This window comes from Streptomyces sp. NBC_01261, assembly GCF_036226385.1.
In the GTDB taxonomy this organism is placed as follows: domain Bacteria; phylum Actinomycetota; class Actinomycetes; order Streptomycetales; family Streptomycetaceae; genus Streptomyces.
On sequence record NZ_CP108463.1, the window covers coordinates 723,036 to 745,155 of the forward strand.

Genomic DNA, 22,120 nt, shown 5'->3' on the forward strand with positions numbered 1-22,120 from the left:
AGGCAACGACGGTGCCGTACCGCGGCTCGGAAGGGACTCCGGCACGTTACGGGGTGACGGTCGGCACGGGACGGCTCAGGTTCCGCACTGGCGGGTCACACCGCCAGTCGCGTCCCCCTTGAGGTAGATGCCGCTGACGTAGCCCACGCCCCCGGAGTTCAGGGACAGTTCGATCCACTTGTCGCTGGTGTAGCCCTCGTCGGTGACGACCTGGCCGGTCTTCCAGCAGTTCGCCGGGTAGCTCTCGTTGGGGTACACCTTGCTGACCGCGCCGCAGGAGGTGGAGGCGCAGGAGCGGACGTTGGCCTCCATCCACGCCGTGACGCTCGACTGCCCGCCGGTGTCGCCGGACGGCTGGAAGGTCACGTCCACCCAGTCGTTGTCCGTCATGCCCAGGCCGTCCCAGAAGGTGCCGTCGGCCACGTCGATGCCGGCCGGGTTGGCGACCCTGCGCCCGAACTCGTCCAGGCCGCCGTTGTAGCCGGACTGGTAGGCCGCCTGCGCCTCGGGCGTGCCCTGCGGCAGGTCACGCCACATCTGCCGCTGCGCGGACGGGTTCCAGTAGTCGTCCTGGGTGTTCCAGGGACCGACGTCCCACACCGGTGCCGTCTCGCAGCGTCCCGTGCGCTGGTAGCACAACCGCACCTGGTACTCCTGGCCGCCGTTGGAGGCGAGCATCCGCCGGGACGGCAGCGCGACGAAGTGGTCGCGCTGCTGGATGACATGGCCGTTGGCCGTGGTCTGCCCGGCCAGGCCCTCCCGGGTGGCGAAGATCCGGTACGTCGGGGAGGCCGCCGTCAGCGCGCGGGGTGCCCGGGGAGCGGACTGCGCGAGGTCGGCGTGGACGGAGACGGCCGAGACCACGGGGTCGGCGGTGCGGCTGCCGAGCAGGGTCAGCCGCACCTGGACGACGGAGACGGCCTGCGCCAGCCGTAGCCGACCGGCGCGATCCGGGGTGGTCCACTGCGTCCACCGTCCGGGGTGATCGCTTCCCCTCACCTCGGTGACCACCTGCGTTCCCGTCGGCACGTGGGCCCGTGGGCGGATCGTGAACGCGTCGGCCTGCCGTCCGAGGCTGCGGGCCGGGGCGGTGTACACGGCGAACGCCCTGCCGGGAGTGGACGTGGTGCGGGCGCGGCGGTCTCCGATGGTCAGCGCGCCGTTCCCGCGATGGTCGATGTTGTGCTGATCGGCCGACGCGGCGGCGAGATCGATGCGCCAGTCGGTCGCCGGCCGGGCGGCGGGGCGTTCGTGGCCGGGGCCGTCGGCGGCAGCGGCGGCGACCGGCGGCAGCCCGCCCAGAACCAGCAGGACGCACAGGCCCCGTATCAGTCTCCTGGTGGTGGATCGCATGTCGCATCTCTCCAACTGGTCGTGAAAACAGTGCGGTTGTCGATGCACAGCCCTATCGGCCCGCGCGCCGTTCCGTCATTCCGGAACGTTCCGGATGCCGCCGGCCCGGGGGGCGCGGATAGCTTCCGTGCCGTCCACCAGAACTCACCGGAGAGGAAGCCTCGTGCGTCTGTTCCCGTACGCCGGACTCGTCACGGCCGCTGCCGTCCTGCTGCCGTTGACGGCGGCCCTGCCCGCCGTCGCGGCACCGTCCACCGCGGCCGCGTTCGCCGCCTCGTGCCCGACCGCCGGGGTCATCACCCAGGGGTACAGCGACAGCCACGACGGCGTCGACATCGCCAACGCCCAGGGCACGCCCATCTACGCCGTGGGCGCCGGCGAGGTCATCAACTCGGGTCCCGCCAGCGGTTACGGGCAGTGGATCCGCATCCTGCACGACGACGGCACGGTGACCGAGTACGGGCACATGTACCAGCGCGACGTCGTCGTCGGCCAGTACGTCCAGGCCGGTCAGCGCATCGCCCTGATGGGCAGCGAGGGCGAGGCGACGGGGCCGCACCTGCACCTGCGGGTCAGGATCGGCACGTCCACCACGGTGCGCGGCATCGACCCGGTGCCGTACCTGCGCGACCGCGGGGTGAACCTGCCCTGCACGCCCGGCGGCGGTGGTGGGCAGAGCGCCACCGTGACCGCCTGGGCGGAGGCCAACGTCCGCTCCTGCACGGCCACCAGCTGTGACGCCGTCAGCAAGGTGTATCCCAACGAGAGCTACCCGGCGAACTGCTGGAAGACGGGCCAGCTCGTCACGGCCGAGGGCTACAGCAACGACAAGTGGATCGAACTCCCCCTGAACTCCGGGGGCGTGGGCTACGTCAGCGCGATCTACCTCAAGGGCGACGACAAGGGCAACGTCGCCCGCCAGTGCGGCTGACCGCTCTCCGACCCGAGCGCCCACACCCGACTCCCCGCCGCACTCCGCCGCGGGGCACCACCACCCCACCGAAGGGAACACCCATGTCCGTCTCCGTCCTGACCCGCGTCGCGGCGCTCGGCGTGTCCGCCGCCGCCATCGCACTGCTGCCCGCCGCGACAGCCTCGGCGGCCGACGCCGTGAACACGTTCAAGAACCAGGCGACCAGCCGTTGCATCGACGACACCGACGCCGGCTTCCGCACCTGGGACTGCAACGGCTCCACCCCGCAGAACTGGATCGTCCACAAGTGGGGCGACGGCACCGTGCAGTTGAAGAACGCCTTCACCAACCGCTGCATGTTCGACAGCGACCAGGGGTTCAAGACCGCGTCCTGTGACTCCAGCACCAACCAGAGCTGGATCGTGCACCAGTGGGGTGACAACACCATCGAGCTCAGGAACCAGGCGACCGACCGTTGCATCGACGACAGCAACGCCGGCTTCCGCACCTGGTCGTGCAACTCCGGTCAGAACCAGAGCTGGTTCTGACACCTGCCCACCCATCCTCATCCCTCACGCGCTCCGGTGCCACCGTTGTCCGACGGTGGCACCGGAGCGCGCCGGTGTGGGAGCGCGACTTCCGGCACGCGCACTGCCCGAGCGACGAGCAGCGCTCCGTAAGCCTGAGAGCGGGGAGCGACCCGCAGGTCCAGTCGTTCGGGGCGATCGACGTCTGACAGCGGTACCGGGGAGCCGACTGCGGGCGGCGGCCGGCCGGTACCCCGGGCCCGCTCAGTGTGGTCGACTACGCGGGCCGGGCTGCGGACGGTGTCCGGCGGATCGGGATCACCGGGTTCGCCGCCCTGGACCACACCGGTACCTCGTATCTCGTCCGCTTCGCCCTCAACCGCTGCGCCACCGACGCACAGCCGGTGAAGACGGAGCTTTCCCTTTGGCCCCCAGCCCCCGGGCCCAGCCCTCGTCCTCCCAGCCCTGTTCGAGCCCGGGATGAACTCCCGCGCACCCCGGGTGGGTAGCGAGGACGGTTAGCGCGAGGCCGCGTGTGGGGGGCCGCGCCATCCTCACACCTCGCGGTCGCCGATGCTCACCCGCATACAGCGGCGGCCGTTGACGACTCCTACACCCGTGCTCCGGGCAATCCAACTCCACCTCAACGTCGGCGACCCCGACAGCCTGCCCACATCCCTCATCGCCCGCGGTTCGCTCAAGTTCTCGCAGCGCTAGCTCTGTCCGCAGTTCGACTCGTGCGGTGAATTCGGCACTCACCACGAACTTCTCCGGCAAGACACCGGCGTGTCCCCTGCGGCACCTGTCGCCGTCGAACCGACCGCGGTGACCTCACCTGCAACCGCGAAGGCGGCGCACACGTGAATACCGCGACGGTGGAGGGCGGACGAGCCCCGGCCGTGCCGGCGCCCCGGACGAGCGGGCTGAGGGCCGGGCAGACACTCAGCGGTCGAGAGGCACGTAAGTGCCGCCGCGCAGGTCCGGTGTTTCGGCGGCGTCGAGCATCGCGGCGGCGACGGTGGCGCGGCTGACGCGGGCGGGGAAGAGCCGGTGGGGTGCCTGGCTCAAGTCCACGGTGCGACGGTGTTCGCTGAGCGGTCCGGCGGACAGCGGCCCGCAGTGAAAGACCACGCCCCCGGCGTCGAGGATGGTGGTGTCGGCGGTGACCTTGTCGGTGAGTTCGGCACCCATGGCCCGCAGCAGGGTGCGCGTCAGGGCGCCGGCCGCGTCGGCGGAGGCGCCGGTGCCGAACGCCCCCATCCAGATGATGCGCTCGGGGGCTGCGGCCACGGCGCCACGAGCACCCGCGGTCAGCACGCCGACCTGGTCACGGCTGGGGATGCCCAGCGCGGAGATGATGGTGGTGGCGTCTTTGAGCGCACGTCCGAGGGCGTCGGTGTCCCGTACGTCGGCGCGCACTCGGCTCAGCTGGTCGTCATGGCCGGTGGCCGGGAGGCTGTCGGGATTGCGGGCGACGGCCGTGACGGTGTGGCCACGATCAAGGGCCTGCTGGATCAGCTGCTGCCCGGTGGCACCCGAGGCGCCCAAAATGGTGAGATGCATGGTCGAACTCCTTATAGGCAGGCGGTACTTGGGGGTTTGGCAATTTCTTCCGGGTGACGGACGCCGCGGCGGTTCAGGGGGTGCTGGACAGCACGTCCAGAGCGGCGGCGTGCACTCCTGGCGCGGCGACCAGCAGGTCGGCGCCCAGCCGCCAGGGCCGGCCATTCAGGTCGGTGGCTATGGCGCCGGCTTCGGTGGCGAGCAGCACACCAGCACCCACCCCTGACATCTCGGGCTGGAACTGCCAGTAGGCGTCGTACTGGCCGGCGGCCACACCCAGCAGCGGGAAGGTGCTGGGGATGGTGCTGCGTACCAACAACGCGTTGCCCAGCATGGCGGCGAACGCCTCCGCCATGTGTCGGCGTTGTGCATGGTCTTCGCCGCCGTCCTGGCTGGTGGTCGTCATTGCCACTTTGAGGTCGGTCTTGGCGGACGCCTGCAGCCGGGTTCCGTTGCGGAAGGCACCACCGCCGCGCACGGCCGTATAGGTGACGTCGCCGATGGGCTGATGCACCACGCCGAGCACGGGCTCGTTGTCGCGGACCAAGGTGATGGTGGTGCCCCATTCGGTCAGCCCGTGCAGGTGGTTGATCGCGCCTTCGACGATGTCGCTCACCCACCATTCGCCGGCGGGCAGGCCGCCTTGGAGCTGTTCCTCCTCGTCCTCGCCCAGCCAGGTGGCCTGCGGCCGGATCGCGGCCAGGGCAGCCTGAACGCCCTCTGCGGCTTCTTCTTCCATAGGTCCGAAGCGGTTCATGATGTCCTCACGGGTGGCCGGTCGGGCATCTGGCGAGTAGCGGGCAAGTACGCGGGCGCCGATCCGTTCGGCGACCTCGACGACGGCGGTGAGCATGGCCGAGTCGTCGGTGACCGTGGTCGGCACGGCAGAAGTGGACTTGGCAGGAGCAGACATGTCAGGGACCTCCGATAGGTGAGGGAGATGAGTGGAAGCCGCTGCTTCAGCGGTGGTTGTTCGTGTACGGGTGCATCTGCATACGCCCGGTGGCGACCTGAGACACCTGGTGGATGACCGGCACGGGTGTCCGGGAGCCGCGCTACTTGCGAACTCGGCCCCATGGTTTGAAGACCGAGAGGACCATGGCAAAGCTCAACAGCGCCAAGGCGGTGGCGGCGAGGAACGAGACGAACCAGATGTCCTGCAACGGCTGCTCGCCCGTGGTGAGTTCGGTGACGGGACCCAAAAACGCCGGCATCATCGCGCAGGCGATGACGTTGAGGACCAGCTTCACGGCGACCCACCAGTAGCGTACGAGGCCCCACTTGGTCGCCAACCCCAGCAAGGCGCCGGTGAGCAGGCAGATCGTCCCTGCTATGAGTGCCGAGAGCAGAAGAGGGACGACGAAGAAGTCCGCGAGTGCGCGATATACGGTGGTGCGGTCCTGGCCCGCGCGTGCCCAACCGATCGCCACCAGGACGATGGAGATGACATCGATGCCGATCCAGGCTCCCGCCGAGGCGACGTGGGTGACCAGGATGCTCTTGCGCAGCCGGACCGGGATGCTCCACAGGACCCGGCGAGCCCGTTGCGGTGGGGTGGTTGGCGTTGTGGAAAGTGTGGTCATGGCTGTCCCGGTCTGTGGATCTTCTCGGCTACGGCTCAGCAGTCGGAGCCTGTGACGGGGCCCGTCCTGAACGGATGGATGACATGCGGTGTGCGACCGTCCGGCCTGTCTGTCTCGCTGGCTCGCTGGCTCGCTGGCTGGCTGGCTGGCTGGCTGGCTGGAGCACTACGGACCATGTCCTCGCTCTGTGCGTGCCACAGCCAGTCGGCCCGGTCATACATCGACTCGAAGCCGGCGCGCACCAGGTTGCGCCGGGGCGGGGCGGGTTCGGCGGGGCCGCCGCGCTCGTCCGGCAGCATGGCCCCGGCGAACGTGTGGGCGCAGTCGGCGTCTGCCCGCGCGATGACGAGTTGGAGCGGTACGGCCAGGGTGATACGGCAGGGAAGCCGATCAGATCGAGGACAGGACGTCCAGCGCAGTGGTGTGGATCTGCGGGGCGGCGGCCAGGAAATCGCGGCTGGCCGCGTTCCAGGGTTTGCCGTCCAAGTCGGTGACGGTGCCTCCGGCCTCGGCGACCAGGAGGGCGCCCGCGACGAGACCGGAGCGGACGTCCGAGAACTGCCAGAAGGCGTCCATACGTCCGGCGGCGACGTGGATGAGCTGCAGCGTGGCAGGCACGGACACACGTACAACCAGACCGGCGGTGAGCATGACGGTGACCGCTTGCCCGACGCGGCGGAAGGTGTCGGTGCTCTCGCCGGGCCGTGCCTGTCCGGTGCCGATCAGCGCGGCTCCCAGGTCACTCTTCGCCGAGACCGTCAGCGTACGGCCGTTGAGCTGGGCGCCACCGCCGGCGGTGGCGGTATAGGTGACGCCGGTCAGCGGGAGGTGAACGACCGTGAGGACCGGCTGGTTGTCGCGCACCAGGGTGGCGGTCACGGCCCAGTCCGGCATGCCGTGAACGTGGTTGATGTTGCCCTCGGCCGGGTCGACGACCCACCACTCGCCCGGCGGAAGCGTCCCGCCGGCCAACTCGTCCTCCGCCCACTGCGATCCCGACCTCGCCCGCAACAGCGGCTCTCGCAGAACGGCGAGGACCGCGTCGTCATTCGCGTGGATCTCGCCGACGACCTCCTCCAGGCTCACGCCCCGGGCGTGGGTCGTGTAGCGCTCCTTCAGGGCGACTCCGGCGTCCTCCACCGCAGCGGTCACCGCGGACAGGAGCGTGGCGTCGGGGTCAAAAGGCATGGCTGTGGTCATGGGGCATTCCCTCGGGGTCGGTACAGGCGGGGTGTTCATGGACGCTGTCCCTGCCCCGCACCTCGAAGGTAGAAGCCGTCACTGTTAACAGCAAGTGCATGTTTCTCACTTGTATAGTTACTGCCATGCAACTGGATCTGAACCTGCTCGCCGCCCTGGACGCGCTCCTGGAGGAAGGAAGTGTCCAGGGTGCCGCCGCCCGCCTTCATGTCACCTCCCCGGCGATGAGCCGCTCTCTGGGTCGTATCCGCAAAGCCACCGGCGACCAGATCCTGGTCCGCACCGGGCGCCACATGACTCCCACCACCCGAGCCCTCGCCATGCGCACCCAGGTCCACGCCTTGGTGCAGCAGGCCCACCACCTGCTGTCCGCTCAGACGGAACTCGACCTGGCGAGGCTGGAGCGAGTGTTCACCGTCCGCTGGCACGACGCCCTCACCACCACCTGCGGGACCGCCCTCATCGCCGCGGTGCACCGCCAGGCCCCCGGGGTACAACTCCGACTGACCGCCGAGCCCGGTGACGACACCCCCGAGCTACGCCGCGGTGAGGTCGACCTCGCCTCCAGTGCCGGCCCGCCGTCCCTGCCCGACATCCGCCACCGCCTCATCGGCCACGACCGGCTCGTCCTGGCCGTCCGCCCAGACCACACCCTCACCCAACAGCCCGTCACCCCCGAGAGATACGCGGCGGCCGATCACCTCACCGTCTCCCGGCGCGGACTCCTCCACAACCGGATCGACGACGCCCTGAACACCCTCGGCCACAAACGCCGCGTCATCGCCTCCGCCCCCACCACCGCCACCGCACTCCAACTCGCCCGCGACACCGACCTCGTGGTCACCCTCCCCGACGCGGCCACCCGCTCCACCCGCAACCAACTCGGCCTGACCACCCTGCCAGTGCCACTCGACCTGCCCGAAGTACCTCTGCACCTGCTCTGGCACCAACGTCACGACAACGACCCCGCCCACACCTGGCTACGCGAGACAGCCACCCAAACCCTGCGCACCCTGTTCACCTCACCCAGCCAGTAGCAGCCCAACGGGCCACACCATCGCTGGTCGATCCACCTGTGTGCCGGCGGCCCGCGCTCCAACTCCCGCTCCAGCCTGGCCATTTGTGCGTCAGACAGTCGAGATCGACCAGGTGATCCCTTCTACGACGCCCCGGCGCGGCCGTTCTCGCGCCACAGCAGGCGCAGCATCGCGGTCTCCCTCTCGGGTGGCCTCAACAAGGTGACGGTGACCGGAAGTTCGTCCGCCACCCTCATCGACCGCCTCACAGTCATGCCGACCAAGGGCGCGCTCCCGGCACACACGTACGAGGCACAGGACGCGAAGCTCGCGGGCTCGGCAACGGGAACAGCGCGACATTCACCGTGACCGCCGACCGGACCGGGCTGTACGCACGACGCATCCGCTACTTCAACCCCGAGCAGGTCGAGGCCACCCACTACAACCCCGACCCGCTCGCCCGCCACTCCGTCATCAGCGTCAACGGAGGAGAGATACGGCGCGTCAGCTTCCCGCACGGCTTCCACCAGAACAACTTCTGGGAGCTGACCGTCCCCGTCCACCTAAAGAAGGGACAGAACACGATCACTTTCCGCTCCGAGGACGCGATGAGGTAAACACCACCGCTGCGGGTCCTGCGGGCAGGGTCTGGATCAAGGCGAGGGCCAAGAGTGCCGTACCCAGAATGTGGAGCCCGCTCACGCGCGTCGGCGAGTGACCGGTCAGCTCACCCATGCGCCGCAGCCGGTAGTCGATTGTGCTGCGGTGAACCATGAGTTCAGCCGCGGCACGGGCACGGTTGCCTTCTGCGGCGATGAGCGCTTGCGGCGTCTGCAGCAGTTCGGGCCGGGTGGCGACCGGCTCGATCAGCGCTGCCAGGTGCCGGGAAACCTCCGGACACCGGGCCACGACGTACTCGACGGGTGCATCCTCGCGCCGGTGGACTCCCGGTGGGCGTTTCAGCGCGCGCACCAACCTGAGGACGTCCTCGGCCTCCCGTACAGCCGAGCGCATGATGGTCGGCCTGGGCGACGAGGTCGCAGGAAGACACGGCCCTTCGTCGGCAGAGCCCCGAGTCACCCTTGAACAGCGGCGGGCTTCGGTGCAGGAGACCAAGAACGTGTGACGCACAAGGGGTCCTTGCCCTGGCTGAACACGTAGGCGCGACAGCGCAGTCAGCCAGGGAGGTCTGAGACCATTGGGCTCGGGCGTACGACCATCGGGAGGCACCGTGACGCGGGAGACAGGGCGGGGCGGGAGTTCCACCCCGCCACGCAGCGTGGATGTGGCCCAGTTGGCGGGGGTCTCCCAGAAGACGGTGTCGAGGGTCTTCAACAACGAGGCGTACGTCTCCGCGGACGTACGCCGACGCGTGCTCGAAGCCGCCGAGGAACTCGGCTACCGGCGCAACAACGCGGCTCGCGCGCTCGCCTCGGGCCGGACACGTTCCATCGGTGTGGTGACGCTCGGTACCGCCCTGTACGGGCCCGCGTCGCTGCTCATGGGTGTCGAGCGGGCGGTCCGGGACGCGGGATACGCGCTTCGTGTGGTCAACACCGTGGAAGGGGACCCGACGGGCATCGCCGGCGCCGTGGACTCGTTGCTGGACCAGGGTGTGGACGGCATCGTCATCTCCGAGCCGATCGACGAGGGTGGGGACGGAGCAGAGGGCTCCTTCCGCGTCGACGTGCCGGTCCTCGTCTGCGGCGCGCCGCCACCGTTCGTCGCGCCCAGGGCGCTGGCCGCGGGGGTCGGCGCCGAGCTGATGGCGCGGACGGTCACCGAGCATCTGCTCGACCTGGGGCATCTCACGGTCCATCACCTCGCCGGTCCACAACGGTGGTACGCCGCCCGGGACCGTCTCGACGGATGGCGGGCGGCACTCGCGGCCCGCAGCCGGGACGAGCCGCCGGTCGTCGAGGGCGACTGGTCGGCCGCCTCCGGCTACGCGGCGGGCCGTGACCTGGCCGCCGACCCCGACGTGACGGCGGTCTTCGCAGCCAACGACGACATGGCCATCGGGCTGATCCGCGCCCTGACGGAGGCCGGCCGTCGGGTGCCTCAGGACGTGAGCGTCGTCGGCTTCGACGACATCCCGGTCGCCGCCTTTGTGACCCCTCCCCTGACCACGGTGCGTCAGCCCTTCGACGCCGTGGCCCAGGAAGGACTCAAACATCTCGTGCACGCCATCGAGAACCCGCAGGCCGCTCCCTTGGCGGCGAGTGACCCACCGGTCGACCTCATCGTCCGCACCTCGACGGCGCCTCCCCCACCGTCGAACGGACGTACCTCCACACAGCGTTGACCAGCTCAACCGGAGGCAGCCGTCTCCGGGGTGACGTAGTAGGGGTTGGGGCCGTGTTTGCGGGTGTAGTGGCGGGCCGGGAGGTGCAGGGCCGCCGGGGACCCGTAGTCCATTTCCTACGAACCAGGCGTAGATGTCGCCGACGCCGCTCTGCCCGGCCTCGTAGCCCCAAAGTCCCGGTAGGATGCCGCCTTCGACCACCCCGCACATGCCGGGCACTTCGGCCCACTGGTCGCTGCTCATCACATGGCAGGTGGAGGTGCCCATGATGGCGACCATGCGGCCGGGTTCGACGGCGGTGGCCGCGGGCGCCGTCAACCCACCGGCTCGCTCGCCGAGTTGGCCGATCGGCTGGTCCAGCTTGTCGGTCACGAAGCCGGCGAAGGCGGGGTTCAGCGCGGCCAGGTAGTCGGAGGAGGGGTAACTGCCGTCCTGGAGCTGGCCCTTGTACCCGGCGGTGCACGCGTTGCGGACGTAGGCGCCGCTGAGACGCCACACGATCCAGTCGGCGGCCTCGATCCAACGCTCGGTCAACTCGTGGAGTTCCGGGTCCTCTTCGAGCAGTTGCAGGGCTTTGGCGAACTGTAGTCGGAGGGGACCTGGAGCGCCCAGTCGGGCGGCAGCGGGGTGCGGTCGAGGACGGCGTGGGTGTACGGGTGCTCGGCGACGGCCAGTGCGGCGCCGCCGGGCACGTGTTTCTCAAGCTCGGCGTCCACCATCGAGCCATCTCCTTTTCGGAATGTCGAACCTAGCTCGACATTCCGAAGACGGAGGAGCGATCCTGCGCTGTCAGGGGCCCGCGAGGCCTGGCCTGATCGCCGGGCCCCGACCGCACGCGCAGGGGCCTACTTGACCAGCTTCCAGTCCTGGGAACCATCCGTGAGCGCGGTCTGCAAGGTCAGTTGCGCTCCGGCCGACGCACCGGTCAGGTACAGACCCGTGTTCTTGACGGACTGCAGTTTGTAGAACCCGTCGCTGGTCTTGACGAGGTTCCAACTGCCGATGTTGCTGTTGTCGATCCACTGGCCGATCTTCTGTCCGGCCGTGGCGTTGCCGGTCCAGATGGCCGCCGCGCGACCGCCCGACTTGTTCAGCAGGCTCACGCCACCGTTCGGCTCGGTCGTGACGTGCCAGTACTGGGTGTCCGTGGTCGCTGCCGCGCCGGAGTCCTCCAGGGCCACGTCGGGCGCGTCCGCGTTGCCGAGGTTCGCGTCGTTGGTGTTGTTGCCGGTGCCGATCACCTGGCCCGTCTTGCGGTTCAGCAGCCTGTAGTAGGCGCCCGCCGAGTGACCGAGGTCGACCTCGGCGTGGGCGATCGTGGACGTGCCCTGGTTGTTGAGGATCACGACACGTCCGGTCCCGCCGACGTACTGCAGGTCGCGGCTGTAGCCGGCGGGCGAGGTGGTCTGGTACTCCTTCCACACGCCGTCGCCGCGTCCGCTGTCGTTGACCCAGACGTCGCCGCTGCCGGCCGCGTTGTAGACCAGGCGTCCGTCGGGAAGCCGGATGATCACCGGACTGCCGCCGGTCGCGAGGGGCCGGGATCCGGCGACGACCGGCAGCGAGGTGATAGCCATGCCCGTGGAAGAGCCCTTGAAGAACGTCAGCGGGTCGTCCGCGAGCACGTACCTGATGTTGGCGCCCCCGGCCCAGTACTCGAAGGTGAGCAGCCATCTCCCGTCCGTCGTCCGGACGACGTTCGTCATGCCCGGCCTGCCGCCGCCGATCTCCTTCTTCCCGCCGCCCATGTCCTGGTTCGAGCCGGCGATGTCGACGACCGGAGCACTCCAGTTCCCTTCGTTCCCGTTCCAGGTCCTGTGGACGAGGATCTGGCCGTGCGAGTCGGCGGCGGTGTCGTTGGCCGGGTCGAGGGTCGGGACGCCGGTGACCGGGTTGAAACCCGTGTAGTCGTTCTCGTCGGAGTAGAAGCAGACGAGCTTGCCCTTGTAGACCATCAGGTACGGCTCCCAGAGGGGATCCACCTGCTTGTTCGTGTTGGCGTCCGCGATGTTCTGGCCGATCGCGCCCGCGCTGCCGCCCTGCCAGCCACCGGTGGCGATGACGTTGACGACCCCCCAGGTCTTGCCGTCGTCGGAGCTGGAGTACAGGGCGATCGCCAGGTCCTTGCGGTCCCCGTCGTTGTTCGGCGTCCAGTTGGGGTCGGCCACCTTGTGCTGCTTGTAGTAGTAGTCGTCCCCCGACACCACGCTGGCCAGGAGCAGCGTGCCCTTCTTGAGTTTGCCGACCGTCTCCGGAAGGACGTAGAGGTACGGGTTGGTCCAGTTGCTCGTGTACCTCGCGTAGCGGGGGTTCTTGGAGAGGTACGCGGGAGCCTTGACCTGCGACAGCGGCTGCCATGACGTTCCGTCGTCGTCGCTCTTGTAGACCGGCAGGGTCTGCCCGTCGGCGCTGCCCGTCGCTGACACGACGGTGGACCTCTCGAACGACGCCACCAGGCGTCCGCTCGGCAGCTGCGCCGACTTCGGGTAGACCGCGCAGTTGCCCCGGCCCTTGAGGCACGGCTCGCTTCCGAGCTGGTACAGGGTCCCGCCGGTCGGGTTGTACGCCAGCGCACCGGACGCGGGTATGGCCAGCAGCGCGGTCGCCGCGGCGAAGGTACCCAGCGCCTTGCCCAGAGATTTTCTCTGCATGTTTCCTCCTTTGGGGGGTCAGCTGCCGGTGTCGGCGGAGACGAGCACGCGCACGTCCCACGGGCCCAGATCCAGGACGGTTCCGGCCGGTACGTGGTAGTCGTTCAGGACGTCGGACAGGTGCGCCGGGGCCTGGGCGCGCGCGGGCTCCCAGCTCCAGTTGTGCACGATGTGCACGCGGCGTCCGTGGGGGGAGGTCCCGGTCGTCACGGTCACGGACGCGGGGAGCCCCTGCCAGCCGCTGCGCGCCGCCGGCATCAGCCAGGCAGCCAGCGTCCGGGCGAGGTCGCGGCCGGGCACGGTGCCCACGCAGGTGACGCGGCCGGCACCGTGGCGGCGGGTGGTGACGGCCGGCCAGCGCCCGAAGTGCGGGTGCTCGTAAGTGGCCAGCACGTCGGCGTCGACGACGGTGAGACCCTCGGCCCAGTGCGTCGCCGTCGCGTTGGCGGGCACTTCGAGCGGGCCGCCGGGTACGGCGCGGACCGGGACCGTCCCCGCCAGGTTGCTGAACTCGTCGTAGGCGACTCCCGCGGCCTCGGCAAGCCGGCCGGGGGCCGGTTCGTGCCGGGCGCGGGCCTCATGGTCGGCGTACGCGGTGCGCGGTCCGAGGACCAGGTGGCCGCCCGCGTGGGCGTAGGCGGCGAGCCAGTCGACCGTGGCATCGTCGACGACGTACAGGGCCGGGGCGACGAGGACCGGGTGGCGTCGCACGGCTTCCTCGGGTGTCATCCCCGCCTGCTGCCCGCTCGGGTCGTGCAGCTGCCGGGCGTGCACGATCCGCACCTGTCGACCGGCGTCGAAAGCGCCGCGGTAGAAGGGGTCGAAGATGCGGTGGTAGGCGGCCGGGTCCGGTTCGCCGTCCGGCTTGGACAGCGGCGGATACTTCTGCATCAGCCATTTGCTCGGCACGGAATAGATCATCGTGATGTCGGCGTCCGGTTCGATGCCCGCGACGAGTGGGCCCGCCTTGTCGAACTCGGCTCCCAGACGGGCTATTTCGGCGTAGGTACGGCCGGGCCGGCCGCTGTGCGGGAGGACGCCGCCCCAGTAGGTCTCCGCGCCGAAGCGGAGGGTCTGCCACTGCCAGTACTCGATCATGCGGGCGCCGCGCGCGACGTGCGCCCAGGCCGTCTGCCGCCACTGGCCGTCGTACCCGGGGCGGTTGTCCCAGGGAAGGCCGATGGAGTTGGCGTTGGTCTCGGTGACCAGGAAGGGTTCCTGGCGGGAGGAGAACATCCAGTCGGCGGTCTGGTACATCGACCAGACGCCGGTGGTCTTCCACTGCTGCTCGTGGGTGTCGGGAGTGGGGTCAGGGAGCAGCAGGCCGTCCTGCATGTCGTAGTACGGGTTGCCCGACGCGATGTCGAGGCGGTCCGTCAGTTCGTCGTCCTCCACCCCCGGGCGGGTGTAGGAGATGCACGTGGTGACGAAGTGCTCGGGCTGCGCGAACTCGCGGACGATGTCCGCCTGCCAGCCGATGAACTCGGTGACCTGGCGGGCCTGGAACTCCCGCCACGCGACGTCGTACTGGGGTTGTTCGTTGCCGTCCGGGGTCCACAGGTCGGCCCAGTTGGACAGGCGGTGGGACCAATAGACCAGGCCCCATTCGCGGTTGAGGGTCTCGACGTCCCCGTACTTCTCCCGCAGGTGGTCCACGAAGCGCTGGAAGACACCGTGGTTGTGAAGAAGGTGCAGGCCCGGCTCGTTGTCCACCTGCCATCCGATGACCGCCGGGTGGTCGGCGTACCGGGCCACCATCTTGCGGATGATCCGCTCGGCGTGGAACCGGAAGGCGGGGTGGGTGAAGTCGATCTCCTGGCGTGCACCCCATCCGATGCGCTCACCGGTACGCCGCTCACCGGCGATCTCCGGGTACTGACGGGCCAGCCACTGCGGCGCGGCGTACGTCGGCGTACCGATGATGACGGAGATACCCCGCTCGTGGGCGCCGTCGAGCACTGGCTGGAGCCAGTCGAGATCGAAGCGGCCGTTCTCCGGCTCCCAGGTGGACCAGACCGACTCGCCGACCCGGATGACGGTGAAGTTCGCCTCGGCCATCAGGTCCAGGTCGGTCTTGAGGCGTTCGTCGGGCGGCAGTTGGGAGCCGTAGGCGGGCGTGTACTCGTGGTAGTACGCGGCGCCGAAGAGGACACGGGCAGGCAGAGCCGCCATGAAGGGAAACCTCCGGGGAAACGGGGAGTGGTGTGGGGAATGCGCGGGCTACTGCTTGACGCCACCGGTGGCCAGGCCGCTCTGCCAGTACCGCTGGAGCAGGAGAAAGGCCAGGACGAGCGGGATGATCGAGATCAGGGAGCCGGTCACGACTAGGGCGAGCATGTCGCTGCTGGCTCCGGCGCCGCCGTTCTGCGCCTGAGCGGCCCAGGAGGAGAGCCCGACCGTGATGGGGTACAGGTTCGGGTCGTTGAGCATGATCAGCGGCAGGAAGTAGTTGTTCCAGGTGGCGACGAGGGTGAAGAGGATGACGGTCACCAGGCCGGGGGCCAGCAGCCGCAGCGCGATCGTGACGAAGATCCGGAGCTCCCCGGCGCCGTCCATGCGGGCGGCCTCGATGAGGCTGTCGGGGACGGCGTCCTCGGCGTAGATCCGCATGAGATAGAGCCCGAAGGGGCTGATCAAGGAGGGCAGGATGACGGCCCAGGGAGTGTTCACCAGGCCCGCCTTGGCGAAGAGCAGGTAGGTGGGGATCGCCAGCGCGGTGGTCGGGATCATGACGGCGCCGAGTACGAGGTTGAAGGCCGCGCCATGACCGCGGAAGCGGTACTTGGCGAAGCCGTAGCCGGCCGCCGCCGCGAGCAGCGCGGCACCGAGCGCGCTCGCCCCGGCGTACATGACCGTGTTGAGCAGCCAGCGGCCGAACACGCCGTCGTCCTGGGTGAAGGTGGCGTGGATGTTGGACAGCAACTGCGGGGCGTGCGAGAACCACAGGCCGAAGCTGTTGAACAGGTCCTGGGTGCTCTTGGTCGAGGCGACCAGCAGCCAGAACAGCGGGAGCAGGAAGTACGCCAGGACGGCCAGCATCGCGATGGTGAGCGGGGTACTGCGGCGGTGCGCGGGCGAACGCCGCGACGGGCGGCCGTCGGCGGGAAGTCGCTTGGCCGGCACGGGGGTCGAGGTGGTGGGCGTCGTGGTGGTCATACGGTCCTCCTGCGGTTCGCGGTGAGCAGGAAGGCGTACGACACGATCACGATGACCAGTCCGAGGATGAAGGACACCGTGGCCGCGTAGTTGGTCTGCTGGCTGATGAACGCGACCGAGTAGGCGTAGAGGTTGGCGGTGTAGGAACTGCTGATCACGTCCGGAGCGACACTCATCAGCAGCTTCGGCTCGTTGAACAGCTGAAAACTGCCGATCACCGAGAACAGCAGGGTGAGGGTCAACGCCGGGCGCAGCGCGGGGAGTTTGATGGACCGGGCGATGCGCCAGGCGCCGGCGCCGTCCATGGCGGCGGCCTCGTAGAGCTCGGCGGGGATGGTGCGCAGGGCGGCGTACAGGATGATCATGTTGTAGCCGACGAACTCCCAGGTCACGATGTTCGCGAGGCTGCCGAGCATCCAGCCGTCGGTGAGGAAGTGCGGGGCCGGCAGGTGGAGGTCGTGGCTGATCTGGGCGAAGGGGCCGAAATCGGGGCCGTAGAGGTAGCCCCACATCAGGGTGGCGATCACGCTCGGGACGGCGTACGGGACGAAGATGCCGAGGCGGATCACCCGGGCCAGCCGCAGCAGGCCGCTGTCCAGGGCGAGGGCGAAGCACAGGGCGAGCAGCAGCATCACGGGGACCTGGATGACGAAGAACAGGGCGACTCGGCCTATGCCCTTGAGGAGTTGGGGGTCCTTGAGGGCGGTCACGTAGTTGTCCAGGCCGACGAAGGTCGAGCCGCCGATGAGCTTCTCCTGGAAGAGGCTCAGGTAGGCGGCGTAGCCGAGCGGGGCGAGGAAGAGGAGCAGGAACAGCACCATGAACGGTGCGACGAACAACGGCCCTGCCGACCGGCGGCGGCGTGTGCCGCCGCGCCGGGGGCGTGTCGGCCCGTCTCGGCGCCGGCCCTTGGGGGAGGCCGCGGTTGTGGCAGTCATCATCGGGCCTTTCTGAGGGGTGGAAGGGTGTTGGTGGGACGGATGGGTCCCACGCCGCGGTGCGGGACCCGACGAACCGTCAGGAGGTCTTGACGGTGAAGCCCTGGCTCTTGGCGTAGGTGGTGAGCCGCGTCTGCCATGAGCCGAGCGCGCGGACCGTGTCGGACTTGTCGGCGAGGGATTTGCCGACGGTCTCGGTCCAGTCCGTGGCCACCTGGTCGAGGAACGGCGGCCACTGGAACGAGGGATTGACCGTGCTGCTGATATCGGCGAAGACCTGGTTGACCTTCTGGCCGCCGTAGAAGGACGGCGCGTCCGCGACGAACTCGGCGTCCGCGAGCACGGCCTTCGTCGCCGGGAAGAAGAACTGCTCGGTGGCGAACATCTTGGCGCTGGCGGGGTCGCTGTTGAGGAACTGGGCGAACTGGGCGGCCGCGATCGGGTTCTTGGTGGAGCGGATCACGGCGGTGGTCGAGCCGCCCCAGTTGCCCGAGCTGGGCTTGGCGGCGTCCCACTGCGGGAGCGGGGCCGCCCGCCACTTGCCGGCGGTGGCCTTGGCGGAGCCGGAGAGGAAGGCAGGGCCCCAGGCGGCGGTGAGCCAGGTGGCGTACTTGCCCTTGTTGAGCCCGGCGTACCAGGAGTCGGTGAAGTCCGGCTCCACGCTGATCACGCCCTCCTTCGCGAGTCCGCCCCAGTACGCGCCGAGCTTCCGGGAGACGGCGTCGTCGACGCTGATCGCGATGTCGCTCCTGCCGGAGGTCACGTACGGCTTGGCGCCCGCCTGCCAGAGCAGGCCGTGCCACGCGGCGGCCTGGTTGGCCGCGAGGTTGGTGAGGTACACATTCGGGTCGGCCTTGTGCAGCTTGCGGGCCGCGGCGGCGAACTCGTCCCAGGTGGTGGGCACTTGGATGCCGTGCTCGTCGAAGATGTCCTTGCGGTACAGCATGCCCATCGGGCCGGTGTCCTGCGGGATCGCCCAGACCTCGCCCTTGGTGCCGCTGACCTGGCCCCAGGTCCAGTCGACGAACCGGCTCTTCAGCGCGGAGGCGCCGTACGGTCGCAGGTCCAGCAGGCTGTTGGTGATCGTGAAGGTCGGGATGGCCTGGTACTCGATCTGCACCATGTCCGGGGCGCCGCTGCCGGCCTTCAGGGCGGTGCGCAGCTTCGTGTACTGCGGGGTGCCCTGGCCCGCGTTGACGACCTTGATCTTGATCGCCGGGTACTTCATCTCGAAGAGCGCGACCTCCTGGGCGATGTTCGGCACCCACGTCCAGAACGTCAGCTCGGTCGGGGTCTTCATGGCCTTGTCGATGTCGGCCTGGCCGACCGGCTTGGCGGAGGTGGCGGACGAGCCGCCCGAGCCGCCGCCACCGCAGGCGGACAGCGTGCTCGCGAGCGTCAGGGCGCCGGTCGCGGCGAGCAGGCCACGACGGCTCAGGGAGGCCGAGGAGGCGGCTGTGGAAAATCTGGACATGGTGAACTCCGCAGACAGGCGTAGGGGATCCGCACACCGGGCGACGGCGTGCCGAAGGGATGCCGGATGGTGCGTTGAGGCGTGGGGAGCGGGGCTTGGCCGGCGGGGCGAACGCGTTCCGCTCGGATCCGGGGGCCTGGCACGTCACGCTCGTTGGCTGACAGGGGGCTCGCGCCGGTGAGGGCGTGAGACGGGGCGGAGGCCTGGGCTGTGATCGGCTCAGTGGGAGGCGTCCAGGCCGCGGCGCTGGTGAGTGGGCGGAACTCCCATCATGGTCGGGGAACGGAGGTCTCGCGGAGTCGGTCCGTGGTCCGTCGGCGGTCCGGGGTCGTCCGGTTCGGCGGGGGTGCGGTCGATTCACGGACGACGAGGTTGACCGGCGGGTTGTCCACCGGTATCGGATCCGCGTCCGGGTTCTCGATGGCGTGCACGAGCAGCTTGAGGCCGTCCTGCGCCGTCGCGTCGAACGGCTGTCGGACCGTCGTCAGGGGCGGTGTCACATAGGCGGCGACCGGAATGTCATCGAGACCGACGACACTGACGTCCTCCGGTACCCGCCGGCCGGCTTCCAGCAGCGCGCGGATCAGCCCGATGGCCATGTCGTCGTTGGCGGCGAAGACGGCCGTCACGGTGCCGTCGGCCGCCAACCGGCGACCGGCCGCGTAACCGGAGGCGGCCGACCAGTCACCCTCGATGACAGGTGGTTCCCGTCTGCCATGCGCGGCCAGCATCGCCCGCCATCCGTCGAGGCGGTCCCTGGCGGCATACCAGCGTTGGGGACCGGCGAGGTGATGGACGGTCGTGTGCCCCAGTTCGAGCAGGTGCTCGGTGACGGCCTGTGCCAGCTGATGGGAGACGAGCCCCGCGGTGACCACCCGGGAAGCGGCGAACGGGGGCGGTGCGCCGAGGATCAGGACCGGCATGTCGACGCGGAGGGAGAGGTTCGCGCCGCCCTCCTCGTCGATCGGCTCGGAGATGACGATGCCGTCCACGCCCTGGTCCAGGAGCGAGTCGACGGCACCGGCGATACCCGCGGCGTCGCCTTCCATCGTGTTGACCACGCGGAGCGCGTAACCGGTGTCCCGTACAGCTCGCTCGACGCCCATCAGCAGCGACGCGGGGCCGTACAGAGCCGTCCCGAGCGTCACCACACCGATGGTCTGGGTCCGTCCGGAGGCCAGCGCCCGGGCGGCGTGGTTCAGCCGGTAACCGAGCGCGTCGGCAGCTTCCAGGACACGTCGGCGTACGTCGTCGGAGACGTACTGCTCACCGTTCATGACCCGGGACACCGTCTTCTGCGAGACGCCCGCCAGCCGCGCCACATCGATGCTGCGCGGCGCGGTGCCGGTGCTGCGGGCTGCCAGTCGTGCCATGGGTGTCTCCTGATCGCCGACAGGTGACAGCGTGGCCAGTTTTCGCCTGACTGCGCCGTCATGACTGCGCAGACATATCTACGCAACGGAACGAGACGCGTCAAGGGGCTGCGCAACATCTCCGTAATCGAAGCGCGCTGCCGGATGGGGATGGTCCGGGTGCGAGGCAGCCGGTGCAGCACGGCGGCGACCGCTTCGACCGCGGCGTCAGACACGGGCGCTGGATGCCTCCACGGACTCGCTCCGGGCGCGGACATCACCAGCAACAACGGCCGGACAGTGGGGAGTTGGGACAAGGGCCGACTGGGGCACTCCCCATGTGGCTGATGGCTCCTGAGAGAGCGGTTGCGCGCATCCCGCAACGTCAACGACAGCGTGTACGTGGGCAACACGGGCAAGGACGCACCACGGACCGGGGATGGCTCCTCGGCCACTTCAAGGCGGTCGGCGATCCACGTCACAGCGAGGCCGTGGAGATCAAATGGGGTGTCCACCCTCGCGGTGACGAGCGACTGCAGTGGGTGAGAGCCGAGGAACGCACAGTACTTCTGGTTCTTGTCAGCGGGGCACAGCACCGCTGCGTCGCGATCGGCGAGGGGGCTGTCGTCGTGAGAGTGCGGTCAGGCGGCGAAGGAGGCGAGCAGTTCGTTGTACTGCTTGGCGGCGGTGGCCAGGTCCTCGCCGGAGAGGCCGAATGCCGTGCCGTGGAGCTTGGCCACCGGCTGGATGTCGAACTGGCACGGCCGCAGGGTGGCGTGCCGGTTGCTGAGGACGGTCTCGATGGTGGCCTGGTTGGCGCCTTCGGGGGTGTAGTGGTCGGCGAGGACGCCGGTGGTGACGGCGACGACGGCCTTCCTGTCGGTCGGTTGCGAGGCAGAGCCGTCCATGGTGAAGGCCCAGCCGAGGTGGAAGTCGGGGCAGGTGGCGTAGAGGTCGTGCACGGATACATGCGCCAGCTCGCGGACGGCGTCCACCAGGGCCTTGTTGGCCTTCGACTTCAGTGATCAGTGAAATGGGTGAACGGATTCGGGTCGGTCGGGTGCGACGGGTCAGCAAGTCGTCAGCTGAGGGCGTCAGATCACCGGTCGATGCTGGCCATGTTGGCCTCGTCATGGCGTTCGCCCGCGGCCGGTGTGAGGTTGTTCAGGCGGTCGAGCTGTACGGCGCTGAGTTCGACGGCGTCGGCCGCGATGTTCTCTTCGACGCGCGTAACCCGGCGGGTTCCGGGGATGGGGGCGATGTCGTCGCCGCGGGTCAGCAGCCATGCCAGCGCGGTCTGGGCCGGGGTGGCGCCGATCTCGGCGCCGATGGCCTGTACTTCGTCGACGATGCGCAGGTTGCGCTGGAAGTTCTCGCCGGTGAAACGCGGGTTGGTCTTGCGCCAGTCGTCGTCGGCGAAGTCGTCGACGGTGCGGATCTGCCCGGTCAGCAGGCCGTGGCCGAGGGGCGAGTAGGGCACGAATCCGATGCCCAACTCGCGCAGGAGCGGGAGGATTTCGGCCTCGACGTCGCGGGTCCACAACGAGTATTCGGTCTGCAGCGCGGCCACCGGATGCACGGCGTGTGCCCGGCGGATCGTCTCGGGACCGGCCTCGGAGAGGCCGATGTGGCGCACCTTGCCCTCGGCGACCAGTCCGGCGAGCGCGCCGATGGTCTCCTCGATGGGGGTGTCGGGGTCGACGCGGTGCTGGTAGTAGAGGTCGATGTGGTCGGTACCCAGCCGCAGGAGCGAGCCTTCGACCGCGGTCTTCACGTTGCCGGGGCTGCTGTCGATGACGCCGGGGCCGTCGCCGGCGTGGGAGACGAGACCGAACTTCGTCGCCACGACGACATCGTCGCGGCGGCCCTTGATGGCCTTGCCGACGATTTCCTCGCTGTGGAAGGGGCCGTAGATCTCGGCGGTGTCGATGTGGGTGACCCCGAGGTCCAGCGCCCGGTGGATGGTGCGGATCGACTCGGTGTCATCGAGTCCCCCGCCGGTGGTGTAGGTGCCGGCCATGGTCATGGCTCCCAGGCCGATGCGGGAGACATCGAGCCCGCCCAGTGATACGTGCTGCATCAGGTACTC

General features: G+C 69.2%; 19 protein-coding genes and 3 pseudogenes. 6 read left to right on the forward strand and 16 right to left on the reverse strand.

The window, feature by feature from the left end; genetic code table 11:
• Window positions 1–75 precede the first annotated feature (75 nt).
• Window positions 76–1,353: an SH3 domain-containing protein gene (locus tag OG226_RS03110; RefSeq protein ID WP_329347771.1), complete on the reverse strand. Its 1,278-nt coding sequence runs from the start codon at window positions 1,351–1,353 to the stop codon at window positions 76–78.
• Window positions 1,354–1,516: 163 nt separating this feature from the next.
• Between OG226_RS03110 and OG226_RS03115 the strand changes: the two genes are divergently transcribed.
• Window positions 1,517–2,284: a M23 family metallopeptidase gene (locus OG226_RS03115; RefSeq protein WP_329347772.1), complete on the forward strand. Its 768-nt coding sequence runs from the start codon at window positions 1,517–1,519 to the stop codon at window positions 2,282–2,284.
• Window positions 2,285–2,367: 83 nt separating this feature from the next.
• Window positions 2,368–2,814 (forward strand): RICIN domain-containing protein, encoded by a 447-nt coding sequence (locus OG226_RS03120; RefSeq protein WP_329347773.1) that lies wholly within the window; start codon window positions 2,368–2,370, stop codon window positions 2,812–2,814.
• Window positions 2,815–3,735: 921 nt separating this feature from the next.
• On the opposite strand, the gene OG226_RS03125 is transcribed toward OG226_RS03120, so the two are convergent.
• The 4 genes from OG226_RS03125 to OG226_RS03140 all read right to left on the reverse strand — a co-directional run bounded on the left by OG226_RS03125 (window position 3,736) and on the right by OG226_RS03140 (window position 7,139).
• Window positions 3,736–4,356 (reverse strand): NAD(P)-dependent oxidoreductase, encoded by a 621-nt coding sequence (locus tag OG226_RS03125; protein WP_329347774.1) that lies wholly within the window; start codon window positions 4,354–4,356, stop codon window positions 3,736–3,738.
• A gap of 73 nt (window positions 4,357–4,429) precedes the next feature.
• A complete protein-coding gene (locus OG226_RS03130; protein ID WP_329347775.1) occupies window positions 4,430–5,239 on the reverse strand; it encodes an inositol monophosphatase family protein in 810 nt (269 codons plus the stop codon).
• 172 nt (window positions 5,240–5,411) lie between these two features.
• Window positions 5,412–5,939 carry a hypothetical protein gene (locus OG226_RS03135; protein ID WP_329347776.1) on the reverse strand — a complete coding sequence of 176 codons (528 nt, stop codon included), beginning with the start codon at window positions 5,937–5,939 and terminating at the stop codon, window positions 5,412–5,414.
• A 390-nt stretch (window positions 5,940–6,329) separates the two neighbouring features.
• Window positions 6,330–7,139, reverse strand: coding sequence for an inositol monophosphatase family protein (locus tag OG226_RS03140; protein ID WP_329347777.1), 810 nt, complete (start codon window positions 7,137–7,139; stop codon window positions 6,330–6,332).
• Between the two features lie 125 nt (window positions 7,140–7,264).
• Here OG226_RS03140 and OG226_RS03145 point away from each other — a divergent pair, with 125 nt between their 5' ends.
• Entirely contained in the window at window positions 7,265–8,176 is a 912-nt protein-coding gene (locus tag OG226_RS03145; RefSeq protein WP_329347778.1) for a LysR family transcriptional regulator, read from the forward strand.
• Between the two features lie 17 nt (window positions 8,177–8,193).
• Here the strand turns inward: OG226_RS03145 and OG226_RS51490 are convergent.
• Window positions 8,194–8,373: pseudogene (locus OG226_RS51490) on the reverse strand (IS630 family transposase); the annotation flags it as partial.
• A 147-nt stretch (window positions 8,374–8,520) separates the two neighbouring features.
• Here OG226_RS51490 and OG226_RS03150 point away from each other — a divergent pair.
• Window positions 8,521–8,772, forward strand: coding sequence for a hypothetical protein (locus OG226_RS03150; protein ID WP_329347779.1), 252 nt, complete (start codon window positions 8,521–8,523; stop codon window positions 8,770–8,772).
• Here the strand turns inward: OG226_RS03150 and OG226_RS03155 are convergent.
• The gene (locus OG226_RS03155) at window positions 8,741–9,169 is read right to left on the reverse strand and encodes a PucR family transcriptional regulator (protein ID WP_329347780.1); all 429 of its coding nucleotides are present in this window, start codon (window positions 9,167–9,169) and stop codon (window positions 8,741–8,743) included. The genes OG226_RS03150 and OG226_RS03155 overlap by 32 nt on opposite strands.
• Window positions 9,170–9,386: 217 nt before the next feature.
• Here OG226_RS03155 and OG226_RS03160 point away from each other — a divergent pair, with 217 nt between their 5' ends.
• A complete protein-coding gene (locus OG226_RS03160; RefSeq protein WP_443066856.1) occupies window positions 9,387–10,460 on the forward strand; it encodes a LacI family DNA-binding transcriptional regulator in 1,074 nt (357 codons plus the stop codon).
• A gap of 105 nt (window positions 10,461–10,565) precedes the next feature.
• Here OG226_RS03160 and OG226_RS03165 read toward each other — a convergent pair.
• The 7 genes and pseudogenes from OG226_RS03165 to OG226_RS03200 form a co-directional block, all read right to left on the reverse strand.
• Window positions 10,566–11,096 (reverse strand): annotated as a pseudogene (locus OG226_RS03165) (FGGY-family carbohydrate kinase); the annotation flags it as partial.
• A gap of 209 nt (window positions 11,097–11,305) precedes the next feature.
• Window positions 11,306–13,111: an RICIN domain-containing protein gene (locus tag OG226_RS03175; protein WP_329347782.1), complete on the reverse strand. Its 1,806-nt coding sequence runs from the start codon at window positions 13,109–13,111 to the stop codon at window positions 11,306–11,308.
• 18 nt (window positions 13,112–13,129) lie between these two features.
• The gene (locus tag OG226_RS03180; protein ID WP_329347783.1) at window positions 13,130–15,283 is read right to left on the reverse strand and encodes a beta-galactosidase; all 2,154 of its coding nucleotides are present in this window, start codon (window positions 15,281–15,283) and stop codon (window positions 13,130–13,132) included.
• Between the two features lie 48 nt (window positions 15,284–15,331).
• Window positions 15,332–16,267 (reverse strand): carbohydrate ABC transporter permease, encoded by a 936-nt coding sequence (locus tag OG226_RS03185; RefSeq protein WP_329347784.1) that lies wholly within the window; start codon window positions 16,265–16,267, stop codon window positions 15,332–15,334.
• On the reverse strand, window positions 16,264–17,208 hold the full coding sequence (locus OG226_RS03190; RefSeq protein WP_443066857.1) for a carbohydrate ABC transporter permease: 945 nt from the start codon (window positions 17,206–17,208) through the stop codon (window positions 16,264–16,266). The genes OG226_RS03185 and OG226_RS03190 overlap by 4 nt, the downstream gene beginning before the upstream one ends.
• A gap of 76 nt (window positions 17,209–17,284) precedes the next feature.
• Entirely contained in the window at window positions 17,285–18,679 is a 1,395-nt protein-coding gene (locus OG226_RS03195) for an ABC transporter substrate-binding protein (RefSeq protein WP_329347785.1), read from the reverse strand.
• 269 nt (window positions 18,680–18,948) lie between these two features.
• A complete protein-coding gene (locus OG226_RS03200) occupies window positions 18,949–20,052 on the reverse strand; it encodes a LacI family DNA-binding transcriptional regulator (protein ID WP_329347786.1) in 1,104 nt (367 codons plus the stop codon).
• 345 nt (window positions 20,053–20,397) lie between these two features.
• On the opposite strand from OG226_RS03200, the pseudogene OG226_RS03205 reads away from it, so the two are divergent.
• A pseudogene (locus OG226_RS03205) lies at window positions 20,398–20,618 on the forward strand (signal peptidase I); the annotation flags it as partial.
• 54 nt (window positions 20,619–20,672) lie between these two features.
• Here OG226_RS03205 and OG226_RS03210 read toward each other — a convergent pair.
• Both OG226_RS03210 and OG226_RS03215 read right to left on the reverse strand, forming a co-directional pair.
• The gene (locus OG226_RS03210) at window positions 20,673–21,026 is read right to left on the reverse strand and encodes an NAD(P)H-dependent oxidoreductase (protein ID WP_329347787.1); all 354 of its coding nucleotides are present in this window, start codon (window positions 21,024–21,026) and stop codon (window positions 20,673–20,675) included.
• Window positions 21,027–21,130: 104 nt separating this feature from the next.
• Window positions 21,131–22,111, reverse strand: a complete 981-nt coding sequence (locus OG226_RS03215; RefSeq protein ID WP_329347788.1) for an aldo/keto reductase — start codon at window positions 22,109–22,111, stop codon at window positions 21,131–21,133.
• Window positions 22,112–22,120: the final 9 nt, after the last annotated feature.

Coding starts and splice junctions, on each gene's coding strand:
- OG226_RS03180 (WP_329347783.1), bottom strand. CDS start 15,283: ATGGCGGCTCTGCCTGCCCGTGTCCTCTTCGGCGCCGCGTACTACCAC.
- OG226_RS03190 (WP_443066857.1), bottom strand. CDS start 17,208: ATGATGACTGCCACAACCGCGGCCTCCCCCAAGGGCCGGCGCCGAGAC.
- OG226_RS03185 (WP_329347784.1), bottom strand. CDS start 16,267: ATGACCACCACGACGCCCACCACCTCGACCCCCGTGCCGGCCAAGCGA.
- OG226_RS03215 (WP_329347788.1), bottom strand. CDS start 22,111: ATGCAGCACGTATCACTGGGCGGGCTCGATGTCTCCCGCATCGGCCTG.
- OG226_RS03140 (WP_329347777.1), bottom strand. CDS start 7,139: ATGACCACAGCCATGCCTTTTGACCCCGACGCCACGCTCCTGTCCGCG.
- OG226_RS03200 (WP_329347786.1), bottom strand. CDS start 20,052: ATGGCACGACTGGCAGCCCGCAGCACCGGCACCGCGCCGCGCAGCATC.
- OG226_RS03135 (WP_329347776.1), bottom strand. CDS start 5,939: ATGACCACACTTTCCACAACGCCAACCACCCCACCGCAACGGGCTCGC.
- OG226_RS03145 (WP_329347778.1), top strand. CDS start 7,265: ATGCAACTGGATCTGAACCTGCTCGCCGCCCTGGACGCGCTCCTGGAG.
- OG226_RS03110 (WP_329347771.1), bottom strand. CDS start 1,353: ATGCGATCCACCACCAGGAGACTGATACGGGGCCTGTGCGTCCTGCTG.
- OG226_RS03155 (WP_329347780.1), bottom strand. CDS start 9,169: ATGCGCTCGGCTGTACGGGAGGCCGAGGACGTCCTCAGGTTGGTGCGC.
- OG226_RS03175 (WP_329347782.1), bottom strand. CDS start 13,111: ATGCAGAGAAAATCTCTGGGCAAGGCGCTGGGTACCTTCGCCGCGGCG.
- OG226_RS03195 (WP_329347785.1), bottom strand. CDS start 18,679: ATGTCCAGATTTTCCACAGCCGCCTCCTCGGCCTCCCTGAGCCGTCGT.
- OG226_RS03120 (WP_329347773.1), top strand. CDS start 2,368: ATGTCCGTCTCCGTCCTGACCCGCGTCGCGGCGCTCGGCGTGTCCGCC.
- OG226_RS03125 (WP_329347774.1), bottom strand. CDS start 4,356: ATGCATCTCACCATTTTGGGCGCCTCGGGTGCCACCGGGCAGCAGCTG.